This window comes from Enterobacter cloacae complex sp. XAL002 (genome assembly GCF_049236805.1).
Taxonomy (GTDB): Bacteria; Pseudomonadota; Gammaproteobacteria; order Enterobacterales; family Enterobacteriaceae; genus Enterobacter; species Enterobacter intestinihominis.
In genome coordinates this window covers 183,021-204,713 of record NZ_JBMKJN010000001.1, presented here as the reverse complement: position 1 = coordinate 204,713, position 21,693 = coordinate 183,021, and the positions used below count along the sequence as shown (strand labels likewise).

The following is a 21,693-nucleotide window of genomic DNA, read 5'->3' as shown; positions in this document are numbered from 1 at the left end:
CTTACCCGGCCTACGATTCGATGTTTTTGTAGGTCGGGTAAGCGGAGCGCCACCCGACAATTTTACTGAACGCAGAAAAGCAAAAAGCCTGCTTTAAAAGCAGGCTTTTCAAATTTGGCTCCTCTGACTGGACTCGAACCAGTGACATACGGATTAACAGTCCGCCGTTCTACCGACTGAACTACAGAGGAATCGTGTGAACGGGGCGCATATTATCGATGCGCCCTGAGGATGTCAAAGGGTGAATGCAGATTTTCAATCGTTTGCCGATTTATTCTCCACTTCGCACATTTGTCAGGCACTTGCCGTTTCCGAAACCTCCTGCTCCGGTTTTTTTCGCGGATATTTCCACAGCCAGCGTCCGCTCACCATGCGCCAGTAGAACAGCGCCCCGCGCACGGCCCAGTCAAGGAACATCCCCAGCCAGACGCCGACAACGCCCATACCTAACATTACCCCCAGCGTGTAGCCCGCCACGACGCGGCAGCCCCACATGCCGAGCATGGAGACCCACATCGCAAACCGGGCATCGCGCGCCCCTTTCAGCCCGGCAGGAAGTACCCAGGACGCGGCCCAAATTGGCATAAACGCCGCGTTGAGCCAAATCAGCACCTTCACGACCTCTTTCACGTCATTTTCGTGCGTATAGAACGAGGCCATCAGCCCGGCTAAAGGCGCAGTTCCCCACGCAATCGCCGTCAGTCCAATGGTTGAAAGCCAGAAGACATGCCGAAGCTGCCGTTCCGCCTGCCCTATCTGCCCCTTTCCGAGGCGTCTGCCGGTGATGATCGTCGACGCCGATCCCAGTGCGTTTCCGGGCAGGTTAATGAGCGAGGCGATGGAAAAAGCAATAAAGTTGCCGGCGATGACGTCTGTTCCCATCCCGGCAACAAACATCTGCGTCAGCAGTTTCCCACCGTTAAACAACACGGATTCGATGCTGGCCGGAATCCCGATCCCCATCACTTCCCAGATAATGGCGAAGTTAAGCGGACGGAAATAGCTTTTAAGCGTCAGGCGCAGCGATGGCGTAATTCCCGCCATCAGTACGCCGATTATCGCCGCCGCACCAATATAGCGGGAAATGGTCAGCCCTAATCCCGCGCCGACAAAGCCCAGCCCCTCCCAGGAAAAGACGCCGTAAATCAAAACGCTGCTGATAATGATGTTCAGGATGTTCATGCCGCCGTTTATTAACAGCGGAATTTTGGTATTCCCTGCGCCACGAAGCGCACCGCTACCAATCAGCGCGATGGCAGCCGCCGGATAGCTCAGCACCGTCATTTCCAGATAGGTGAGCGCCAGGTCCTTCACTTCACCTGTCGCTTCACCCGCGACGATGTCGATAATTTCTTTGCCGTAATAATGGATAACCGCCGCCAGGATGATCGAAAAGAGGGTCATGATCATCAGCGACTGTCTGGCCGCCTCCCGGGCGCGTTTTGGATCGAGTTTTCCAAGACTAAACGCCACCACTACCGTTGTACCGAGATCGATAGCGGCAAAGAAGGACATCACAACCATGTTGAAACTGTCCGCCAGCCCTACTCCGGCCATGGCTTCTTTACCGAGCCAGCTCACCAGGAAGGTGCTTAACACCCCCATCAACAGGACGCAGGTATTCTCCAGGAAAATAGGCACAGCAAGGGGGGTGATTTCACGCCAGAACAGAACTCGATAACTCTTACGTTTTGCATACCAGGGCGTGCGCATAATCGCCTGGCGCAGGGGTGCGGTGACGTTCAAAATGGGCCTTAACGAGAAAGTTGAAACTCCATTTCAAATGATGGGGCAGAAATGCGTATCCTGCAAAGTATTTTCCATAAAATTATGTTTGGATTTACAACAAAATGACGACAGAATCATCAAACAATCACTTTTGCCTGAGATCAGGTTTGACAAAAGTTTTTTCGCCGCTAAGATAAGCCTCCACAACGATTCCTCTGTAGTTCAGTCGGTAGAACGGCGGACTGTTAATCCGTATGTCACTGGTTCGAGTCCAGTCAGAGGAGCCAAATTAAAAAAGCCTGCTTTTAGAGCAGGCTTTTTGCTTTTCTGCGCCACGTAAATTGTCGGGTGGCGCTACGCTTACCCGACCTACGGTCTTGCAGGCCCGGTAAGCGCAGCGCCACCGGGCAACAGAGTGTGCGATTACTCGCCTTTAGCGTCGACGTTTTTGATTTCGCCCATCACTTTCAGCTTTTTGGAGATGTCGCGACGCTCTTTGGACAGCTCAGCGTTTTTGATGATGTAGTCATCAACGCGATCTTCATAATCGCTCTTCATGCTGGCGATGATGCCCTGAATGGCTTCAACGCTCATACCTGGCTTGATGTAGTCGCTCAGGTTGTCCAGCAGCAGGACACGTTTCTGGTTGTCACGGATCTTCTTCTCTACGTCCTGGATTTCGCGCTGTAGCTTGTTTTTGCGGCGGAACAGGCGGACGAACTCCAGAACATCCTGGAACGAAGGCTTGGTAGTTTCCATTTTTACACCCCTGATAATGTGAGATTCGGATTCGTTAAAGCAACCGTTTTAACAGACAGCGGCTGCGAATGACAATGAGTATATCGTTTAAAACCATCATAACCCTAATTGTTGCTGAATCGAAGCAGCAGGCATCACATACGCTTTTTATTTGCGCAGTGCCCGGCAAATCAGCTGCGATAACAACTCCAGCTGTCGCGCCAGCTCCATACTCAGCCAGACATAGCCGTGGATGGGCGTTTCCGACACATTGTCGCCCTGACGCTCATTCATCAGCTGTTTGAGCTCGATGACGATGTCATTCAGCCGCTCGCTGTTCGCCCGTATCGGCTGTGGGTTACCTTCGTAAAGTGCATGAGCGATGGTCAGCAGGGTTTGTTGCGTCATCTGCTGCGTCTCTTTCAGCGTATGCGCGTTGAGCATCAGAAGATGGCTGGGGCGTGAGGCCCAGTGGGCATTGATTTGCAGTTCAAGCATACAGACCAGATTACGGCTGACCGTTTGAATGGCTTCAAAAATGGCTTTCTGGATATGCGTCTCTTTGCTTGCCGGGGTAATTAACCCGCGCATTTTGACCACATCATTAAGGATTTTTTGCAGGTGCTTTTCCAGCCGCGGACGCTCAATCAGATTCGGCGAAAACCCGGCCTGGTAAACCCGGTTAAATGCCGTGACGTAGTTTGCCATCTGAATGCGCCAGTGCAGGAAGGCGCGCTGCGGCCAGATGCCGGTAAACATCATGGCGAGCAACGAGCCGAGGATCACGTCCCCGCTTCGCCACAATGCGGTGGTCATATCGCCCGCCGGTGCGCCGACCACTACCGCGAGCGTAATGCCAATCAGCAGCGCCTGATACGGTTTCTTGCCGAGGGCCAGCCATCCGCAAAGAAACATCGCCACCGCGCACCACAGCAACATGAACGGAAATGAAATTAGCTCCAGCTTCAGGACGATAAGCCCAAGCGCCGAGCCTAAAACGGTACCGCCTATGCGTTCGAAAGCGCGAGGGACCACGTTCCCCCAGAATGAGATCGGCCCCATCACCACCACCAGCGTGATCAGCGGCCACGTTCCTTCCGGGATATCCAGCAAACGAACCAGTACGAAGGTCAGCACAAACGCCAGCGCAATGCGGCAACCGTGCACCACGCGATAATGTTTGTATAACCGAATTTCAAAAGGGGTTAATGACTTGTCGGGGCGCACACCCGTCTCCAGCTCTACGGCAAACCACAATTGTACTGTGTTTTCAGCCGGGTGGATCGCGCCCGGCTGAAAAACCCTGCGTTTCGCAGGATTATCCCACTTTGTGCTCTACCGGTACAAACATCTCAATATCCCAGTAGCCGTCAGCATTGCCATCGTTCAGATAGCGTTCGAAGCAGGGTTTTGGCGCAATCAGGAATTTGCTGTCTTCCAGCAGGGAGTTGAAGAACTGATACCACGGGGTAGCGAAATCATGATTTTCGACGCGCGCGGCGGCAATAGCATACTCTCCGGCAGCAATTTCGGTCAGCATTACCCCTTCGCTGTTATCAGGGATAGTGAAATCGTCCGCTACCGTTACGGCGGTAACGCAGCGAAGCTTTTCCGCCGGCACGTCATCCGGATTGTCATAATAAACGGCCACCCACTCCTGCGGCTGAATATGACGTCCATCTACCCACATAACCAGCTGTTCAAATCCCTGCTTGACCGTCTTTTCCCACGGCCCCACGAGATGAAAGCCAGCGATCGTACGTTTCTGTTGCTGCCTGATGCTGTAGTCCATGCTGCCTCCGTTTATTACTGTATATATATACACTATAAAGCAGAATCGAGATTATCGGCAAACCAGGAGTGTTTATTATGTGAGCAGACTCGCAACACTGCCAGTCTGCCCGAAAAGGTTAGAGTTTATGATGCAGATAATCGCCGAGGCGGGAGAAAAGGCCGCCCTTTTCAACGCGCTCCAGCGTAACCAATGGCCAGTGCGCTACCACCTTGTCACGATCGTACAGCTGGATCTCCCCTACCCGCTGATGCGCGGCGATCGGCGCTTCCAGCTCTTTTTTATCCATTACATATTTCGCCTTGATGTTCGGCACTTCCGTTTTGGGTAATGCCAGCCAGAAATCCTGATCCGTGCCCAGCGCGATCTGCTCTTTATCGCCATACCAGATGCGTTCGGTTCCCACTTTTTTGCCGTTATGCAGGATCTGCACCGTATCGAAATTTTGCTGTCCCCAGTGGAGCAGCTTGCGCGCCTGATCTTCACGTCCTTTCGGGCTGTCTGCCCCCATCACCACCGCAATCAGTCGACGCTGACCATCCACCGCAGAGGCGATCAGGTTAAAGCCCGCGCCCGAGGTGTGTCCCGTTTTCAGACCATCCACGTTCATGGTCTTATCCCACAGCAGGCCGTTGCGGTTCTGCTGAGTGATGCCGTTCCAGGTCAGACTCTTCTCGCTGTACATGTGGTAGAACTCAGGCTCGCCGTGGATGATGGCCCGGGAAAGTACGGCGAGATCGTAAGCGGAGCTGTGCTGACCCGGTGCATCCAGCCCGTGTACGGTTTCGAAGTGGGTATCGCGCAGGTTCAGCTTTTCAACGTAGTCATTCATCATCCTGACGAACTGCGGCTGACCGCCCGCCACGTGATCCGCCAGCGCCACGCAGGCGTCATTGCCGGAATCAACAATCAGGCCGCGGCTGAGATCGCGCACAGAAACCCGATCGCCCTGCTTCAGAAACATCAGAGACGAACCGTCAAAGACCGGATTGCCTTTTGCCCAGGCGTCACGTCCGACCGTCACAATGTCATCGGGGCTGATGCGGTGGCTATCAATGGCACGATCGACAACGTACCCCGTCATCAGTTTGGTCAGGCTCGCCGGATTACGCTTCTGATGTTCGTTGCCCGCCGTTAAGATTTGACCCGTGGTGTAATCCATCAATACCCAGGATCCTGCCTGGATGGCAGGCGGCTGAGGTGAAAAATCCAGCGGCTCGGCAGCCAGCGCGGATGAAATACTCGAAGCGAGTAAAGAAACAGCAATAAACAGACGGCGTTTCAACGGTATATCCTCAGGTCAGTAAAAATCGATGACCTTTTTACGGGAGTTCTGATGTCGTTACCTGCCTTAATTGCAAAAAAATGTGACAGCACGCAGATTTTTTCGGAACAAATCTCGCAAATTTCTTGCCTGAGGGTGCTTTTTATTCGGACTGCTCACCCCAATCGTTTACCATAGAGACGTCAATTTTTAACAGGATGAGATTACTGGTGTCTGACTCTGCCGCGCGCCCGACTTTTTTGTTCCACGATTACGAAACCTTTGGTACCCATCCGGCGCTGGACCGACCGGCGCAGTTTGCGGCTATCCGAACCGATGACGAATTTAACGTTATCGGCGAACCCGAGGTGTTTTACTGCAAGCCCGCCGATGACTATCTGCCGCAGCCAGGCGCGGTGATGGTGACGGGCATCACGCCTCAGGAAGCGCGGGATAAAGGTGTTAGCGAAGCAGAATTTGCCCGTCGCATCCACGACCTGTTCACGGTGCCCAATACCTGCGTGGTGGGTTACAACAACATCCGTTTTGACGATGAAGTGACGCGCAATATCTTCTACCGCAACTTCTACGATCCCTATGCCTGGAGCTGGCAGAACCGCAATTCGCGCTGGGATTTGCTGGATATTATGCGCGCCTGCTATGCGCTGCGCCCGGAGGGAATTAACTGGCCGGAGAACGACGACGGCTTGCCGAGCTTCAGGCTCGAGCACCTGACGCGGGCCAACGGCATCGAGCACAGCAACGCCCACGACGCGATGGCAGACGTCTACGCGACCATCGCTATGGCGAAGCTCGTAAAAACCGCGCAGCCGCGCCTGTTTGAGTATCTGCTGAGCCATCGCAGCAAGCAAAAGCTGATGACGCTGATTGACGTGCCGCAGATGAAACCGCTGGTGCACATTTCAGGGATGTTTGGCGCGTGGCGCGGGAACACAAGCTGGGTGGCGCCGCTTGCCTGGCATCCGGACAACCGTAACTCCGTCATCATGGTGGATCTTGCCGGGGATATCTCGCCGCTGCTTGAGCTCGACAGCGACACCTTACGTGAACGGCTTTATACGCCGAAAGAGGCGCTGGGTGACCTGCCAGCCGTACCGGTAAAACTGGTGCACATCAATAAATGCCCGGTGCTTGCGCAGGCCAACACGCTGCGTCCGGAAGACGCCGACCGGCTGGGGATTAATCGTCAGCACTGCCTCGATAACCTGAAAGTGCTGCGCGACAACCCGCAGGTGCGCGAGAAAGTCGTCGCCATTTTTGCCGAAGCAGAGCCGTTCGTGCCGTCTGAGAATGTGGATGCGCAGCTTTATAACGGCTTCTTCAGCGATGCCGATCGCGCGGCGATGAACATCGTGCTGCAAACCGACCCGCGTAACCTGCCTGCGCTGGATATCACCTTCGCAGATAAGCGTATTGAGAAGCTGATGTTTAACTACCGTGCGCGCAACTATCCCGGCTCGCTGGATGAAGCAGAGCAGGAGCGCTGGTTACAGCATCGGCGCAACGTGTTTACACCGGAGTTTCTTAATAGCTATGCCCAGGAGCTGGAGATGCTTTACGGCCAGTATGAAGGGGATGCTGAGAAACAGGCGCTGCTGAAAGCGCTGTTCCAGTACGCGCAAGAGATTGTCTGAGTAGCGGGTACAAAAAAGCCGGAGGCGATGTCTCCGGCTTTTTTTTGCCGGGTGGCGCTAACGCTTACCCGGCCTACAAAACTGTAGGTCGGGTTGAGCATAGCCGCCACCCGACACAGTCTTACGCGACGTCTTCGTACTGAGGAACCGGGTTGCGGAAGCTCTTCGTTACGCAAGCCAGGTAAATCAGACCGATTGCACCCCAGATCAGACCCAGAACCATTGAGCTCTCTTCCAGGTTGATCCACAGGGCGCCCACCGTCAGGGCACCACACACTGGCAGCACCAGATAGTTGATGTGGTCCTTCAGCGTCTTGTTGCGCTTCTCACGGATCCAGAACTGCGAAATCACGGAGAGGTTAACGAAGGTGAACGCCACCAGCGCACCAAAGTTAATCAGCGCAGTGGCCGTTACCAGGTCGAACTTGATTGCCAGCAGGGCAATTGCGCCCACCAGCAGCACGTTCCACGCCGGGGTACGCCATTTCGGATGCACGTAACCAAAGAAGCGAGTTGGGAACACACCGTCACGGCCCATCACGTACATCAGACGAGAAACGCCCGCGTGCGCTGCCATACCGGATGCCAGTACGGTGACGCTGGAGAAGATCAGCACACCCCACTGGAAGGTTTTACCCGCCACGTACAGCATGATTTCAGGCTGCGATGCATCCGGATCTTTAAAGCGAGAGATATCCGGGAAGTACAGCTGTAAGAAATAAGACGCACCGATGAAGATCAGGCCGCCAATCAGCGCGGTCAGGAAAATCGCTTTCGGGATCACGCGCTCAGCGTCTTTGGTCTCTTCAGACAGAGAAGAGATACCGTCGAAGCCCAGGAACGAGAAGCACAGGATAGTCGCCCCGGTGATCATCGGCACAACGTGCGCACCTTCAGACCAGAACGGACGGGTGCTGGTCAGCGTACCTGCGCCTTCACCGTGGGAAACGCCGTAGATGATCAGCCCAACGATAACCGCAACAATCCCCATCTGAAGGATCACGATCAGGGTGTTGAAGTTAGCCACGGTCTTGATGCTGCGCAGGTTAGAGATGGTCATAAAGGCCACCAGCGCCACAACGAAGATCCACGACGGTACGGAAGGTACCAGCGCTTCGAAGTAAATTTTTGCCAGCAGAATGTTGATCATCGGCATGAACAGGTAGTCCAGCAGTGATGACCAGCCCACCATAAAGCCAACAGCCGGGCTAATGGATTTCTGAGCATAGGTGTACGCAGAGCCTGCGGACGGGAAACGGCGAACCAGTTTACCGTAGCTCAGCGCTGTAAAGAGAATGGCGACCAGTGCAAAGGCGTACGCCGTTGCAACGTGACCGTCAGTAAGGCCTGATACGATACCGAATGTATCGAACAGCGTCATCGGTTGCATATAGGCAAGGCCCATCATAACAACCGGAATCAACGTAAGCGTTTTACGTAATTCCACGCGAGAGGTGTTTGGAGTTGCGTTATGCGACATAGTTATTCTCCTTTACGGTGATAACCGCCACGTAAGCGAAAAATTGCCCCATTTCTTTCTTCCTCAGCGACAACAACTGTCGGATTTTAGTAAATATCTATCCGGTACGAAGCCCGGCCTCTTGGTTTTTAGTTTCGTTTCGTACATGCAAAAAAAAATAACCGACGCCTTTTATATCGTCGATTATTCATTTGTTTGCAGCGGCGGCATTTTGCCCTATTCCAGATACAAAAGGCAATACATTGAGAAACCTGCCCATAAATTAATTTTACTAACTGGTTGATTTCCCATCATCTGCCTGAGTGTAAACTGTCGCGATAGCACTATTTGCTAAAATTTCGTCTCGCCACCAGGCGCTGGCAAGCCCGGCGGTCTGTTCATTCCAGCCCACCCATACCGATTCGTTACTGCTCTGCGCTAAAACCTGTTTTTCCACCAGCGCGCCGCTTTCAATAAAGCGCTGTGCTAAATAACGGGGAAGGTAGCCGCACCCCAGGCCGCTTATTTGCAGTTCCAGCTTGGTTTTAAAATCAAAAACGGTGATGGCCTCCTGCTCATCCAGAAGCTGCGATGAAATGCCGCACTCGGGGCGGGAGCTGTCTCCCACCACAATGGCGCGATGGTTTTTAATGACGCGTCTTGAAACAGGCTCCGGTTCATTCGCCAGCGGGTGGTGAGGCGCAACGGCAAAGATCTGCTCCAGAACGCCCAGCCGGGCGAAACCAAATTCACTCAGTTGAGGAGGCTCATGCAGCGCTCCAACGATGATATCCGCCCTGCCCTGCGTTAAGGCATCCCACGAGCCGCCCAGCACGCCGTTGATAAAAACCAGCCGCGTGACGCTATGGCGCTGATAGAACGCCTCAATAAGCGGGGTAAGCAGCGAAAAAGGGAAAGTATCATCAACCCCAATCACCAGCTCATTTTCCCAGCCCTGATGAAGTTTGACGGCCTGTTTTTCCAGCTCGCGAACCGTATGCAGCACGTCACGCCCTTTTTCCAGCAGCATCTGCCCAGTACGGGTGAAACGCGCGCGATGGCCAGTGCGGTCAAGAATTTGAATATTAAGATCGCTCTCGAGCTTTTGCACGGTGTAGCTCAGAGCCGAAGGGGTTTTATAGAGCTTCGCCGAGGCGGCGGCAAAGCTCCCCTCTTTTTCCAGCGCATCCAGAATAACAAGAACATCCAGCAACGGTTTCATCTTCGCCCCCTTGCGGTGTGCGATGGCCTCCGCCGGCGCAATTATTCCATGGGCATAACCAGCGGATCGGGATACTGATATTCAAATCCCAGTTCATGGCAAATACGATTGCCATCAATAATTTTGCCTTTGCGCTCCCCCTGCGCCTCACTGAACACCGGCGGCGCCAGACCCAGCTGGCGCGCCATCAGCGGATAAAAGGTGCTGCGTGGCGGATGCGAAGGCGCACATATATTATAGATGTGCCCCCCTTTCGGAGCCTGTAAAAGCAGCTCTATCGCACCGATAACATCTTCTAGGTGTACAAGGTTAACGCCGTGCTGACCATCCGGCGCGGATTTACCGGCAAAGAAGCGTCCCGGATGACGCCCCGGCCCCACCAGCCCGGCGAGGCGTAAAATATCCACCTGCGTGCCAGGCAGATTGTGCAGCCAGTCTTCCAGCTCTTTCAGTACCCGTCCGCTGGCGGTTACCGGACGGCGCTCGGTGTTTTCTTTCGCCGTACCGTCGATATCGCCATAGACGGAGGTCGAGCTGGTGAAAATGATACGCGGAATATGGTGCGCCAGGGCGCTGTCGACAATCTCCTGCACCGCCTGCAGGTAAAACGTCTCGCCCGGCCCGCTGCGCCGCGCCGGTAAGGTAATGACCAGCGCGTCCACATTCATCAGTTCATCCAGCTCGTCGGTATCGCAGATAAGCTCGGGTTCGAGACGCAGCTCGACACCATCAATGCCGCACATGCGCGCCGCCTCAACCCCGTCCCGCGTGGTCTTACTCCCTGTCACCTGCCAGCCTTTCGCGGCTAATGACATCGCCAGTGGCATTCCTAACCACCCTAATCCGACAATCGCGACCTTTTTCATGACATTCTCCGCTTAACGACGCCTGTTATAAGGCTACGCCAGCCTTATGGAACGCACAATTCATACCATCAATATGAAATGAATTAATGATCAAAAAAAGCCCTTGCTTTATGGCGTACAACTGGTTTAGGTTAAAAGACATCAAATGCATAAGCATTCAACGAGAATTTATATGACACGCGTTCCTTTTAAAAACCACCATCATCACCATCATCCTGACTAGTCTTTCAGGCGATGTGTGCTGGAAGACGTTTGGATCTTCCAGTGGTGCATGAACGCATGAAAAAGCCCCCGGAAGATCTTCTTCCGGGGGCTTTTTTTTGGACCGCATTCAGACAGATTAAAACAGGTTAACGAGGAACACAGAATGTTAGATAACTCACGTTTACGCATAGCTATTCAAAAATCAGGCCGTTTAAGCGATGATTCACGCGAACTACTGGCCCGCTGCGGGATTAAAATCAACCTGCACACCCAGCGCCTGATCGCCCTGGCTGAAAATATGCCGATCGACATTCTGCGCGTACGTGATGACGATATTCCGGGCCTGGTGATGGATGGCGTCGTTGACCTCGGCATCATCGGCGAAAACGTACTGGAAGAAGAGTTATTAACCCGCCGCGCGCAGGGCGAAGATCCGCGCTACTTTACCCTGCGTCGTCTGGACTTCGGCGGCTGCCGCCTGTCGCTGGCCACGCCGGTTGATGAAGCCTGGGATGGCCCGGCCGCGCTGAACGGCAAACGTATCGCCACCTCTTACCCTCACCTGCTGAAGCGTTACCTCGATCAAAAAGGCGTGCAGTTTAAATCTTGTCTGCTGAACGGCTCTGTTGAAGTGGCGCCGCGTGCGGGCCTGGCCGATGCCATCTGTGACCTCGTCTCCACCGGCGCCACGCTCGAAGCGAACGGCCTGCGCGAAGTGGAGGTGATCTACCGCTCCAAAGCCTGCCTGATTCAGCGCGACGGCGAGATGGCGGAGGCTAAACAGCAGCTCATCGACAAGCTGCTGACCCGTATTCAGGGCGTCATTCAGGCGCGCGAATCCAAATACATCATGATGCATGCGCCGACCGAGCGCCTGGACGAAGTGATTGCCCTGCTGCCGGGCGCTGAGCGTCCAACCATTCTGCCGCTGGCGGGCGACCAGCAGCGCGTGGCGATGCACATGGTCAGCAGCGAAACCCTGTTCTGGGAAACCATGGAAAAACTGAAGGCGCTGGGCGCAAGCTCCATTCTGGTGCTGCCAATTGAGAAGATGATGGAGTAACGACCATGAGCTTTAACACAATCATCGACTGGAATACCTGTAGCGACGCGCAACAGCGTGAGCTGCTGATGCGCCCGGCAATTTCCGCCTCAGAGAGCATCACCCGCACCGTGGCGGAGATCCTCGATAACGTCAAAGCCCGCGGAGACGACGCGCTGCGTGAGTACAGCGCGAAGTTTGATAAAACTGAGGTCGACGCGTTACAGGTCACCGCACAGGAGATCGCCGGGGCGGAAAGCCGCCTTGGGGATGAGATCAAACAGGCGATGGCCGTCGCGGTGAAAAATATTGATACCTTCCACACCGCGCAGAAATTGCAGGCGGTGGATGTGGAAACCCTGCCCGGCGTGCGCTGCCAGCAGGTGACGCGCCCGGTGGCGTCCGTTGGCCTCTATATTCCTGGCGGCTCTGCCCCGCTGTTTTCGACCGTCCTGATGCTGGCCACTCCGGCACGTATTGCCGGTTGTCAGAAGGTGGTGCTCTGCTCTCCGCCACCGATCGCCGATGAGATCCTGTATGCGGCGAAGCTGTGCGGCGTGCAGGCGATCTATAAAGTGGGCGGCGCGCAGGCGATTTCCGCCCTGGCGTTCGGGACGGAGTCTGTTCCCAAAGTCGACAAAATCTTTGGCCCGGGTAACGCATACGTTACCGAAGCGAAGCGCCAGGTCAGTCAGCGTCTGGACGGCGCGGCGATTGATATGCCTGCCGGTCCGTCTGAAGTGCTGGTGATTGCCGACAGCGGCGCTACACCGGATTTCGTGGCCTCTGACCTGCTCTCGCAGGCCGAGCACGGCCCTGACTCGCAGGTGATTTTACTGACGCCAGATGCCGATATGGCAAAACGCGTGGGCGAGGCCGTTGAGCGTCAGCTGGCCGACCTGCCGCGTGCGGAAACGGCGCGTCAGGCGCTATCGGCCAGCCGACTGATTGTGGCTCGCGATATCGACCAGTGCATCGCCATCTCCAACCAGTACGGTCCTGAGCACCTGATTATTCAGACCCGTAACGCGCGCGATCTGGTCGACAGCATAACCAGCGCAGGCTCGGTGTTCCTCGGGGACTGGTCACCGGAATCCGCCGGGGATTACGCCTCCGGCACCAACCACGTGCTGCCCACGTATGGCTATACCTCAACCTGCTCCAGCCTGGGGCTGGCGGATTTCCAGAAGCGCATGACCGTGCAGGAACTCTCTCGCGAGGGATTTGCCTCGCTGGCGTCGACCATCGAAACCCTGGCCGCCGCCGAGCGCCTGACTGCCCACAAAAATGCCGTGACGCTGCGCGTTGCCGCCCTGAAGGAGCAAGCATGAACATTGAAGAATTAGCCCGCGAAAATGTCCGTCGCCTGACGCCCTATCAGTCTGCGCGTCGTCTGGGCGGGAACGGCGACGTCTGGCTGAATGCCAACGAATATCCCACGGCGGTGGCCTTTGAGCTCTCGCAGCAGACGCTGAACCGCTACCCGGAGTGTCAGCCGAAAGCGGTGATCGAGAACTATGCGCAGTATGCAGGCGTGAAGCCTGAGCAGGTACTGGTCAGCCGTGGGGCGGATGAAGGGATTGAGCTGCTGATCCGCGCCTTCTGCGAGCCGGGTAAAGACGCGGTGATGTACTGCCAGCCCACCTACGGGATGTACAGCGTCAGCGCCGAAACCTTTGGCGTGGCCTGCCGCAACGTACAGGCGCTCGACAACTGGCAGCTGGATTTGCAGGGCATTGCCGATAACCTCGACGGCGTGAAGGTGGTGTTTGTCTGTAGCCCGAACAACCCGACCGGGCAGATTATCAATCCCCAGGATATCCGCACCCTGCTGGAAATGACGCGCGGCAAAGCGCTGGTCGTGGCTGACGAAGCCTATATTGAGTTTTGTCCGCAGGCCACGCTTGCTGGCTGGCTTGAAGAGTATCCGCATCTCGTTGTGCTGCGAACCCTGTCGAAAGCCTTCGCCCTCGCCGGCCTTCGCTGTGGATTTACGCTGGCGAATAAAGCGATTATCGACCTGCTGCTGAAAGTCATCGCCCCGTATCCGCTCTCGACGCCGGTTGCCGATATTGCGGCACAGGCGCTGGCCCCGCAGGGCATCAGTGCGATGCGCGAGCGTGTGGCGCAGATCCTGGAAGAGCGTCAGTATCTTGTCGATGCCCTTAAAACGATTCCGTGCGTGGAGCAGGTGTTCGACTCGGAAACCAACTACATCCTGGTGCGCTTCACCGCCTCAAGCGCGATATTTAAATCGTTGTGGGATCAGGGCATTATCTTACGAGACCAGAATAAACAACCTACCCTGAGCGGCTGCCTGCGTATTACCGTCGGCACCCGCGCGGAGAGCCAGCGCGTGATTGACGCCCTGAAAGCGGAGAAAGTATGAGTCAGAAGTATCTCTTTATCGATCGTGACGGCACCATCATCTCGGAGCCACCCAGCGATTTTCAGGTCGATCGTATCGACAAGCTGGCGTTTGAACCCGACGTGATCCCGGTGCTGCTGAAGCTTCAGAAAGCAGGCTATAAGCTGGTGATGATCACCAACCAGGACGGTCTGGGCACAGACAGCTTCCCGCAGGTGGACTTTGACGGCCCGCACAACCTGATGATGCAGGTGCTGACCTCGCAGGGCATCGCCTTCGACGAGGTGCTGATCTGCCCGCACATGCCTGCCGACGAGTGCGACTGCCGCAAGCCAAAAGTGAAGCTTGTTGAACGTTATCTGGCGGAAGAGGCGCTGGATAAAGCGAACAGCTATGTGATTGGCGATCGCGTCACGGATATCACGCTGGCCGAAAATATGGGCATTGCAGGCCTGCGCTATAACCGCGACACGCTAAACTGGGCGATGATTAGCGAGCAGCTCACCAGACGCGACCGCTATTCTCACGTTGAACGCAACACCAAAGAGACGCAGATCGACGTGAAGGTCTGGCTCGATCGCGAAGGCGGCAGCAAGATCCACACCGGCGTCGGTTTCTTCGACCATATGCTGGATCAAATCGCCACTCACGGCGGCTTCCGCATGGAGATCGCCGTTAAGGGCGACCTGTATATCGACGATCACCACACCGTGGAAGATACCGGCCTGGCGCTGGGCGAAGCCCTGAAGCTGGCGCTCGGCGACAAGCGCGGCATCAACCGCTTCGGCTTTGTTCTGCCGATGGACGAGTGCCTGGCGCGCTGCGCGATGGATATCTCCGGGCGTCCGCACCTGGAATATAAAGCCGACTTTACCTACCAGCGCGTGGGCGATCTCAGCACCGAGATGGTGGAACACTTCTTCCGCTCGCTTTCTTACACCATGGGCCTGACGCTGCACCTGAAAACCAAAGGCAAAAACGATCACCACCGCGTCGAGAGCCTGTTCAAAGCCTTTGGCCGTACCCTGCGCCAGGCGATCCGCGTGGAAGGTGACGCCCTGCCCTCGTCGAAAGGAGTGCTGTAATGAACGTGGTGATTCTGGACACCGGATGCGCCAACCTGAACTCCGTACAGTCGGCGATTATGCGCCACGGCTACGAGCCGGTGGTGAGCCGCGACCCGGATGTGGTGCTGCGCGCGGATAAACTCTTTCTGCCGGGCGTAGGCACCGCCCAGGCGGCGATGGATCAGATCCACGAGCGCGAGCTGGTTGATCTCATCAAAGCCTGTACTCAACCGGTGCTGGGCATTTGCCTCGGCATGCAGCTGCTTGGCCGCCGCAGCGAAGAGAGCAACGGCGTCGATCTGCTGGGCATTATAGAAGAAGACGTGCCGAAAATGACCGACCACGGCCTGCCGCTGCCGCATATGGGCTGGAACCGCGTTTATCCGAAGGCGGGCAACAGGCTGTTCCAGGGAATCGAAGACGGCGCGTACTTCTATTTCGTTCACAGCTACGCCATGCCCGTGAATACCTACACCATCGCCCAGTGCAATTACGGCGAGGCGTTCACCGCCGCCGTGCAGAAAGATAACTTTTACGGCGTGCAGTTTCACCCGGAACGCTCCGGCGCCGCCGGCGCGCAACTGCTGAAAAATTTCCTGGAGATGTGATGATAATTCCCGCTTTAGATTTGATTGACGGCACGGTTGTTCGTCTCCACCAGGGCGATTACGGGCAGCAGCGCGACTACGGCAACGACCCGCTGCTGCGGTTACAGGCTTACGCCGCGGAGGGCGCTGAGGTGTTGCACCTGGTCGATCTGACCGGCGCGAAAGATCCGGCGAAGCGCCAGATCCCGCTGCTTAAAACACTGGTGGCTGGCGTGGACGTCCCGGTGCAGGTGGGCGGCGGCGTGCGTACGGAAGCCGATGTTGCCGCCTTACTGGACGCGGGCGTGGCGCGCGTGGTAGTGGGTTCGACCGCTGTGAAAGATCCTGAGACGGTCAAGGGCTGGTTCCGCCGCTTCGGTGCGGATGCGCTGGTGCTGGCGCTGGATGTGCGCATTGACGAACAGGGTAACAAGCAGGTCGCGGTCAGCGGCTGGCAGGAAAACTCCGGCGTGACGCTGGAAGAGCTGGTTGAGATGTATCTCCCCGTGGGGCTAAAGCATGTGCTGTGCACGGATATTTCACGCGATGGTACGCTCGCAGGCTCTAACGTCTCGCTGTATGAAGAGGTTTGCGCGCGTTATCCGCAGGTGGCGTTCCAGTCCTCTGGCGGTATCGGCGACCTGGCGGATATCGCCGCTCTGCGCGGAACCGGTGTACGCGGCGTGATCGTGGGTCGCGCGCTGCTGGAAGGCAAATTTACGGTGAAGGAGGCGATTCAATGCTGGCAAAACGGATAATTCCCTGCCTGGACGTGCGTGATGGTCAGGTTGTAAAAGGCGTGCAGTTCCGCAACCACGAGATCATTGGCGATATCGTTCCCCTGGCTAAACGCTATGCCGAAGAAGGCGCAGACGAACTGGTATTTTACGATATCACCGCCTCCAGCGATGGCCGCGTGGTGGACAAAAGCTGGGTGGCGCGCGTGGCAGAGGTGATTGATATACCCTTCTGCGTGGCGGGCGGGATCAAATCTGCTGACGATGCGGCGAAGATTCTCTCTTTCGGAGCGGATAAAATTTCGATTAACTCCCCTGCCCTGGCCGACCCGGAGCTGATTACGCGTCTGGCGGATCGCTTTGGCGTGCAGTGCATTGTCGTGGGGATCGACACCTGGTTTGATGCCGCAACGGGAAAATATCACGTCAACCAGTACACCGGCGATGAAAGCCGCACGCGCGTCACCCAATGGGAGACGCTGGACTGGGTGCAGGAAGTGCAAAAACGCGGTGCGGGTGAAATCGTGCTGAACATGATGAACCAGGACGGCGTTCGTAACGGTTACGACCTCGAGCAGCTGAAAAAAGTGCGCGCGGTCTGCCAGGTTCCGCTGATTGCTTCCGGCGGCGCGGGCACCATGGAACACTTCCTTGAAGCCTTCCGCGATGCGAACGTGGACGGCGCGCTGGCCGCTTCCGTGTTCCACAAACAGATTATCAATATTGGTGAGTTAAAAACGTACCTGGCCGACCAGGGCGTGGAGATCAGGGTATGTTAACAGAGCAACAACAGGCGCAGCTGGACTGGGAAAAAACTGACGGATTACTGCCGGTGGTTGTACAGCATGCCGTTTCAGGCGAAGTGCTGATGCTGGGATACATGAACCAGGAGGCACTGGCAAAAACGCTCGACAGCGGCAAGGTGACGTTTTTCTCGCGCACCAAGCAGCGCCTGTGGACGAAAGGGGAAACCTCAGGTCACTTCCTGAATGTGGTCAGCATTACGCCAGACTGCGACAACGACACCCTGCTGGTGCTGGTCAACCCGATTGGGCCTACCTGCCACAAAGGCACCAGCAGCTGCTTCGGCGAGGCGAGCCACCAGTGGCTGTTCCTCTATCAGCTGGAACAGCTGCTGGCAGAGCGTAAATCAGCGGATCCCGAGAGCTCGTACACGGCGAAACTGTACGCCAGCGGCACCAAGCGTATTGCGCAGAAGGTGGGTGAGGAAGGCGTTGAAACGGCGCTGGCGGCCACCGTGCATGACCGTGAGGAGCTGACGAACGAAGCGTCGGATTTGATGTATCACCTGCTGGTGCTGCTTCAGGATCAGGAGCTGGATTTAACGACGGTGATTGAGAATTTGCGGAAACGACATAAATAAAAAAAGACCGGGGAGACCCGGTCTTTTTTTGTGTGTAAATCAGGCTCTTGGCTTGTAGTTTCTCAGCGCGTTACGGCCGAGGACGACAGCAGAACCGATGATCCCGCCGAGGAGAACGGCAAGGATGAGGGTAATGGCCTTTTTAGGGCTGTCACGACGGATAGGCAGATTAGGTTTCATGACGTAACGATAGACGTGAATAGTGTCTGGGTTAACGTTGAGGTTCTGAATATCCAGTAAGTTTTGTTTGGTCTGGTAGTAAGCGCCTGAAAAGACCAGCGGACGTGACGCTTCGTTATCAATCATTGACTTGAGCGCTACGGTACCCAGCAGGAACATGGTTTCCTGAGTGACATCCTGCGTTTGCTGGAGCTGTGGAGTACTAATCTTAGCTGCTTCCGCATTCTTGTAAGCTTCAGAGATCTGTTTGATACGCAGATCTTTCTGCTCCTGTGCTACTTTCTCCTGGTTCTGAAGGGAGTCGTTCAGGGTTGTGATCTGCTGCTTGAGGTTATCTCTGAGGTCAAGCGTCAGTTCTTTAGCCGTCTGCTCATCAACCTGCTGAATATACTGAGCTAATTGCTTTTGAGCTGTATCAGCGGATTCGCCCTGATAGCTTACGGTTAAAGGTAAACTTTGCCCTTTTACGGTAGGCTCAATAGTCAGTTTTTCCGGATCTTCCTGATTCTCCAGCGCCTGTGCTAATGCCGAGAAAGAGGAATTAAAACGACCAATAGCACGATTCTGAATATCCAGCATGGAAGGCGCTGCGCCACCATAGAGGATATTCAACGCATTGGAATAGGTGGCGATTTGTGCCGCATCAGGCTGGGCTATGATGGCAGAAGATGTCCATTTTTCTTTAGCTACAGTGATGTAAACAACGGCGAGAACAATGAAAGCAGCAACGAATGCCCCAATCACCCACTTTCCACGCCACAGCTGTAGCACTAAATCCAGTAAATCAATTTGCTCCGGGTCATTGTTGCGTGTGACCAGGTTGTTGTTGTTTTGCGTCATACTATCCCTAACAGATGAAAAAGGGCAAAAATAATCTTGTTTCCTTAGTGTATCTGTTGCTGGCGATTTTTCTATAAGAATCCGATGAGTTATATCGGAAAGATGGGTTATGTAAGTGAAGTGCGACGCGCTATCATAGACGGATTCTGATGTCCTGGGACATCAACAAGAACACTGTGAATGAGGGAAGCTATGAAATTTTTGGTTACTGGCGCGGCGGGCTTTATCGGTTCTCATGTCAGCAAGCGCCTGCTTGATGCAGGGCATGAAGTTGTTGGTATTGATAATCTGAATGATTACTATGACCCAAACCTTAAGCTCGCCCGTCTCGATCTGCTCAAATCCGAGAATTTCACCTTCCACAAGCTGGACTTAGCGGACCGCGAGGGCATGGCCGCGCTCTTCGCTGAGGAGAAGTTTGACCGCGTGATCCATCTTGCCGCACAGGCGGGCGTGCGTTACTCGCTGGAGAACCCGCATGCCTACGCAGATGCGAACCTGGTAGGTCACCTGAACGTGCTGGAGGGCTGTCGCCACAACAAGGTTCAGCATCTTCTGTATGCTTCATCCAGCTCTGTATACGGCCTCAACCGTAAGATGCCGTTTTCTACTGACGACTCCGTAGACCATCCAGTATCGCTGTATGCCGCAACCAAAAAAGCCAATGAGCTGATGTCGCATACCTATTCGCATTTGTACAACCTGCCGACCACTGGCCTGCGCTTCTTTACCGTCTATGGCCCCTGGGGACGCCCGGACATGGCGCTGTTTAAATTCACCAAAGCCATGATTGAAGGCAACAGCATCGACGTCTACAACTACGGCAAGATGAAGCGCGACTTCACCTATATCGATGATATTGCGGAGGCGATTATTCGCCTACAGGACGTCATTCCTCAGGCCGATGCCGACTGGACAGTCGAAACCGGTTCGCCAGCAACCAGCTCTGCCCCGTATCGCGTGTATAACATCGGCAACAGTTCACCTGTCGAACTGATGGATTACATCACTGCGCTTGAAGAGGCGCTGGGCAAAGAAGCGGTGAAAAATATGATGCCGATCCAGCCGGGGGACGTGCTGGAGACCAGTGCGGACACCAAAGCTCTGTATGACGTTATTGGGTTTAAACCACAAACCTCAGTCAAAGAAGGCGTGAAAAACTTCGTCGACTGGTACCGCAACTTCTATAACGTTTAAAAACAAAAAACCCGGCAGATTGCCGGGTTTTTTTATATCACGATTTTGATTAGTCACTGCCGAACAAATCGCGGGTATAGACTTTATCTTTCACGTCCGCCAGCTCTTCCGCCATACGGTTGGAGATAATCACGTCCGCCTCTTTCTTAAACGCATCCAGATCGCGGATCACACGTGAATGGAAGAACTCGTCTTCCTGCATGGCCGGTTCATAAATAATGACCTGCACGCCCTTCGCCTTAATACGCTTCATGATCCCCTGAATGGAAGAAGCGCGGAAGTTATCGGAACCGCTCTTCATGATCAGGCGATACACGCCCACCACTTTCGGCTGACGCGCGAGAATAGAATCTGAGATGAAGTCTTTACGCGTGCGGTTGGCATCCACAATAGCGGAAATTAGGTTGTTCGGCACTGCCTGATAGTTTGCCAGCAGCTGCTTGGTATCTTTTGGCAGACAGTAGCCGCCGTAACCGAATGACGGGTTGTTGTAATGGTTACCGATACGTGGGTCGAGACATACGCCCTCGATGATCTGACGGGTATTCAGACCTAAACTCTCGGCATAGCTGTCCAGCTCGTTGAAGTAAGCCACGCGCATGGCCAGATATGTGTTAGCGAAAAGCTTAATCGCTTCTGCCTCGGTGGAATCGGTGAACAGCACCGGCACGTCTTTTTTAATGGCGCCTTCCTGGAGCAAGGCAGCAAAACGCTCTGCACGCTCGGAACGCTCGCCAATCACGATACGGGATGGGTGCAGGTTATCGTATAACGCCCTGCCCTCGCGTAGAAATTCCGGCGAGAAGAAGACATTATCAATACCCAACTCTTCTTTAATCGATTTGGTGAAACCCACTGGAATTGTCGACTTGATGATCATCACTGCGTTCGGGTTGATTGCCGTAACGTCTTTAATCACCGCTTCAACGGTAGAGGTATTGAAGTAGTTAGTTTTGGGATCGTAGTCGGTTGGCGTGGCGATGATGACGAAATCCGCATCGCGGTAAGCGTCTTCTTTGTCCGTGGTAGCGCGGAAGTTCAGCGGTTTGGTCGCCAGGTACTCTTCAATCTCTTTATCGACGATCGGGGACTTCTTCTGGTTAAGCATGTCCACTTTTGCCTGCACGATATCCAATGCAACCACTTCATGGTTTTGTGCAATCAGGATACCGTTTGAGAGACCAACATAGCCTGTTCCGGAGATAGTTATTTTCATTCGTTTAACTTCTTCAAGTTTGAGTTTCTGGAGGCGTAAGCACACCACCGCAATAAACAACTGTTGAGGTTTTTACCTCTTAAGTTGAGGGACTGTCAAGACGAATGCCTTGCTTCAGAAAGGGATAAACGTAGTGATTTATGCGGC

21 protein-coding genes, 2 tRNA genes, 1 pseudogene and 1 other annotated feature are annotated in these 21,693 nt (G+C 54.9%); of the genes and pseudogenes, 12 read left to right on the top strand and 12 right to left on the bottom strand.

Annotated elements, in window-relative coordinates; genetic code table 11:
- Nucleotides 1–115 precede the first annotated feature (115 nt).
- Nucleotides 116–191: transfer RNA gene (locus tag ACOT0L_RS00875), tRNA-Asn, on the bottom strand.
- 103 nt (nucleotides 192–294) lie between these two features.
- Nucleotides 295–1,778, bottom strand: a pseudogene (emmdR, locus tag ACOT0L_RS00870) (multidrug efflux MATE transporter EmmdR).
- A gap of 161 nt (nucleotides 1,779–1,939) precedes the next feature.
- Between emmdR and ACOT0L_RS00865 the strand changes: the two are divergent.
- Nucleotides 1,940–2,015: transfer RNA gene (locus ACOT0L_RS00865), tRNA-Asn, on the top strand.
- 136 nt (nucleotides 2,016–2,151) lie between these two features.
- Here the strand turns inward: ACOT0L_RS00865 and ACOT0L_RS00860 are convergent.
- From ACOT0L_RS00860 to dacD, 4 genes are all read right to left on the bottom strand, one after another.
- Nucleotides 2,152–2,487, bottom strand: a complete 336-nt coding sequence (locus ACOT0L_RS00860) for a DUF496 family protein (protein ID WP_000450410.1) — start codon at nucleotides 2,485–2,487, stop codon at nucleotides 2,152–2,154.
- A gap of 147 nt (nucleotides 2,488–2,634) precedes the next feature.
- Nucleotides 2,635–3,693, bottom strand: coding sequence for an FUSC family protein (locus tag ACOT0L_RS00855; RefSeq protein WP_126503247.1), 1,059 nt, complete (start codon nucleotides 3,691–3,693; stop codon nucleotides 2,635–2,637).
- 91 nt (nucleotides 3,694–3,784) lie between these two features.
- On the bottom strand, nucleotides 3,785–4,258 hold the full coding sequence (gene sbmC, locus ACOT0L_RS00850; protein WP_126503249.1) for a DNA gyrase inhibitor SbmC: 474 nt from the start codon (nucleotides 4,256–4,258) through the stop codon (nucleotides 3,785–3,787).
- 118 nt (nucleotides 4,259–4,376) lie between these two features.
- Nucleotides 4,377–5,549, bottom strand: a complete 1,173-nt coding sequence (dacD, locus tag ACOT0L_RS00845; RefSeq protein ID WP_148103177.1) for a serine-type D-Ala-D-Ala carboxypeptidase DacD — start codon at nucleotides 5,547–5,549, stop codon at nucleotides 4,377–4,379.
- A gap of 191 nt (nucleotides 5,550–5,740) precedes the next feature.
- On the opposite strand from dacD, the gene sbcB reads away from it, so the two are divergent.
- The gene (gene sbcB, locus ACOT0L_RS00840) at nucleotides 5,741–7,177 is read left to right on the top strand and encodes an exodeoxyribonuclease I (RefSeq protein ID WP_400211646.1); all 1,437 of its coding nucleotides are present in this window, start codon (nucleotides 5,741–5,743) and stop codon (nucleotides 7,175–7,177) included.
- Nucleotides 7,178–7,298: 121 nt separating this feature from the next.
- Here the strand turns inward: sbcB and ACOT0L_RS00835 are convergent, their stop codons facing one another.
- From ACOT0L_RS00835 to ACOT0L_RS00820, 4 genes are all read right to left on the bottom strand, one after another.
- Nucleotides 7,299–8,657 carry an APC family permease gene (locus ACOT0L_RS00835; protein ID WP_022648602.1) on the bottom strand — a complete coding sequence of 453 codons (1,359 nt, stop codon included), beginning with the start codon at nucleotides 8,655–8,657 and terminating at the stop codon, nucleotides 7,299–7,301.
- Nucleotides 8,647–8,709, bottom strand: a complete 63-nt coding sequence (gene yoeI, locus ACOT0L_RS00830) for a membrane protein YoeI (RefSeq protein ID WP_099458931.1) — start codon at nucleotides 8,707–8,709, stop codon at nucleotides 8,647–8,649. The genes ACOT0L_RS00835 and yoeI overlap by 11 nt, the downstream gene beginning before the upstream one ends.
- Before the next feature lie 219 nt (nucleotides 8,710–8,928).
- Nucleotides 8,929–9,858, bottom strand: coding sequence for a LysR substrate-binding domain-containing protein (locus tag ACOT0L_RS00825; RefSeq protein WP_022648603.1), 930 nt, complete (start codon nucleotides 9,856–9,858; stop codon nucleotides 8,929–8,931).
- Nucleotides 9,859–9,899: 41 nt separating this feature from the next.
- Entirely contained in the window at nucleotides 9,900–10,724 is an 825-nt protein-coding gene (locus ACOT0L_RS00820) for an SDR family oxidoreductase (RefSeq protein WP_006811206.1), read from the bottom strand.
- A 172-nt stretch (nucleotides 10,725–10,896) separates the two neighbouring features.
- Between ACOT0L_RS00820 and hisL the strand changes: the two genes are divergently transcribed.
- The 9 genes from hisL (at nucleotide 10,897) to hisIE (ending at nucleotide 18,113) form a co-directional block, all read left to right on the top strand.
- On the top strand, nucleotides 10,897–10,947 hold the full coding sequence (gene hisL / locus ACOT0L_RS00815) for a his operon leader peptide (RefSeq protein WP_099516347.1): 51 nt from the start codon (nucleotides 10,897–10,899) through the stop codon (nucleotides 10,945–10,947).
- Nucleotides 10,923–11,046, top strand: a sequence feature (His leader region). It overlaps the preceding gene by 25 nt.
- Nucleotides 11,047–11,091: 45 nt before the next feature.
- Nucleotides 11,092–11,991, top strand: coding sequence for an ATP phosphoribosyltransferase (gene hisG, locus ACOT0L_RS00810; RefSeq protein ID WP_032623983.1), 900 nt, complete (start codon nucleotides 11,092–11,094; stop codon nucleotides 11,989–11,991).
- 5 nt (nucleotides 11,992–11,996) lie between these two features.
- The gene (hisD, locus tag ACOT0L_RS00805; protein WP_023300525.1) at nucleotides 11,997–13,301 is read left to right on the top strand and encodes a histidinol dehydrogenase; all 1,305 of its coding nucleotides are present in this window, start codon (nucleotides 11,997–11,999) and stop codon (nucleotides 13,299–13,301) included.
- Nucleotides 13,298–14,359, top strand: coding sequence for a histidinol-phosphate transaminase (hisC, locus tag ACOT0L_RS00800; RefSeq protein ID WP_058677951.1), 1,062 nt, complete (start codon nucleotides 13,298–13,300; stop codon nucleotides 14,357–14,359). Before hisD ends, hisC begins: the two co-directional genes overlap by 4 nt.
- Nucleotides 14,356–15,423 carry a bifunctional histidinol-phosphatase/imidazoleglycerol-phosphate dehydratase HisB gene (gene hisB, locus ACOT0L_RS00795; RefSeq protein ID WP_126503255.1) on the top strand — a complete coding sequence of 356 codons (1,068 nt, stop codon included), beginning with the start codon at nucleotides 14,356–14,358 and terminating at the stop codon, nucleotides 15,421–15,423. Before hisC ends, hisB begins: the two co-directional genes overlap by 4 nt.
- Complete coding sequence (gene hisH, locus ACOT0L_RS00790) at nucleotides 15,423–16,013, top strand: imidazole glycerol phosphate synthase subunit HisH (RefSeq protein WP_003859485.1); 591 nt, start codon at nucleotides 15,423–15,425, stop codon at nucleotides 16,011–16,013. The genes hisB and hisH overlap by 1 nt, the downstream gene beginning before the upstream one ends.
- Nucleotides 16,013–16,750: a 1-(5-phosphoribosyl)-5-[(5-phosphoribosylamino)methylideneamino]imidazole-4-carboxamide isomerase gene (gene hisA / locus ACOT0L_RS00785; protein ID WP_126503257.1), complete on the top strand. Its 738-nt coding sequence runs from the start codon at nucleotides 16,013–16,015 to the stop codon at nucleotides 16,748–16,750. Before hisH ends, hisA begins: the two co-directional genes overlap by 1 nt.
- A complete protein-coding gene (hisF, locus tag ACOT0L_RS00780; RefSeq protein WP_017383296.1) occupies nucleotides 16,732–17,508 on the top strand; it encodes an imidazole glycerol phosphate synthase subunit HisF in 777 nt (258 codons plus the stop codon). The genes hisA and hisF overlap by 19 nt, the downstream gene beginning before the upstream one ends.
- Nucleotides 17,502–18,113 carry a bifunctional phosphoribosyl-AMP cyclohydrolase/phosphoribosyl-ATP diphosphatase HisIE gene (gene hisIE / locus ACOT0L_RS00775; protein ID WP_023306558.1) on the top strand — a complete coding sequence of 204 codons (612 nt, stop codon included), beginning with the start codon at nucleotides 17,502–17,504 and terminating at the stop codon, nucleotides 18,111–18,113. The genes hisF and hisIE overlap by 7 nt, the downstream gene beginning before the upstream one ends.
- A gap of 39 nt (nucleotides 18,114–18,152) precedes the next feature.
- Here hisIE and wzzB read toward each other — a convergent pair whose 3' ends face one another.
- Entirely contained in the window at nucleotides 18,153–19,133 is a 981-nt protein-coding gene (gene wzzB, locus ACOT0L_RS00770) for an LPS O-antigen chain length determinant protein WzzB (protein ID WP_126503259.1), read from the bottom strand.
- 192 nt (nucleotides 19,134–19,325) lie between these two features.
- On the opposite strand from wzzB, the gene ACOT0L_RS00765 reads away from it, so the two are divergent.
- Complete coding sequence (locus ACOT0L_RS00765; protein WP_063137668.1) at nucleotides 19,326–20,330, top strand: NAD-dependent epimerase; 1,005 nt, start codon at nucleotides 19,326–19,328, stop codon at nucleotides 20,328–20,330.
- 49 nt (nucleotides 20,331–20,379) lie between these two features.
- Here the strand turns inward: ACOT0L_RS00765 and ugd are convergent, their stop codons facing one another.
- Complete coding sequence (gene ugd / locus ACOT0L_RS00760; protein ID WP_032673946.1) at nucleotides 20,380–21,546, bottom strand: UDP-glucose 6-dehydrogenase; 1,167 nt, start codon at nucleotides 21,544–21,546, stop codon at nucleotides 20,380–20,382.
- Between the last annotated feature and the right edge of the window lie 147 nt (nucleotides 21,547–21,693).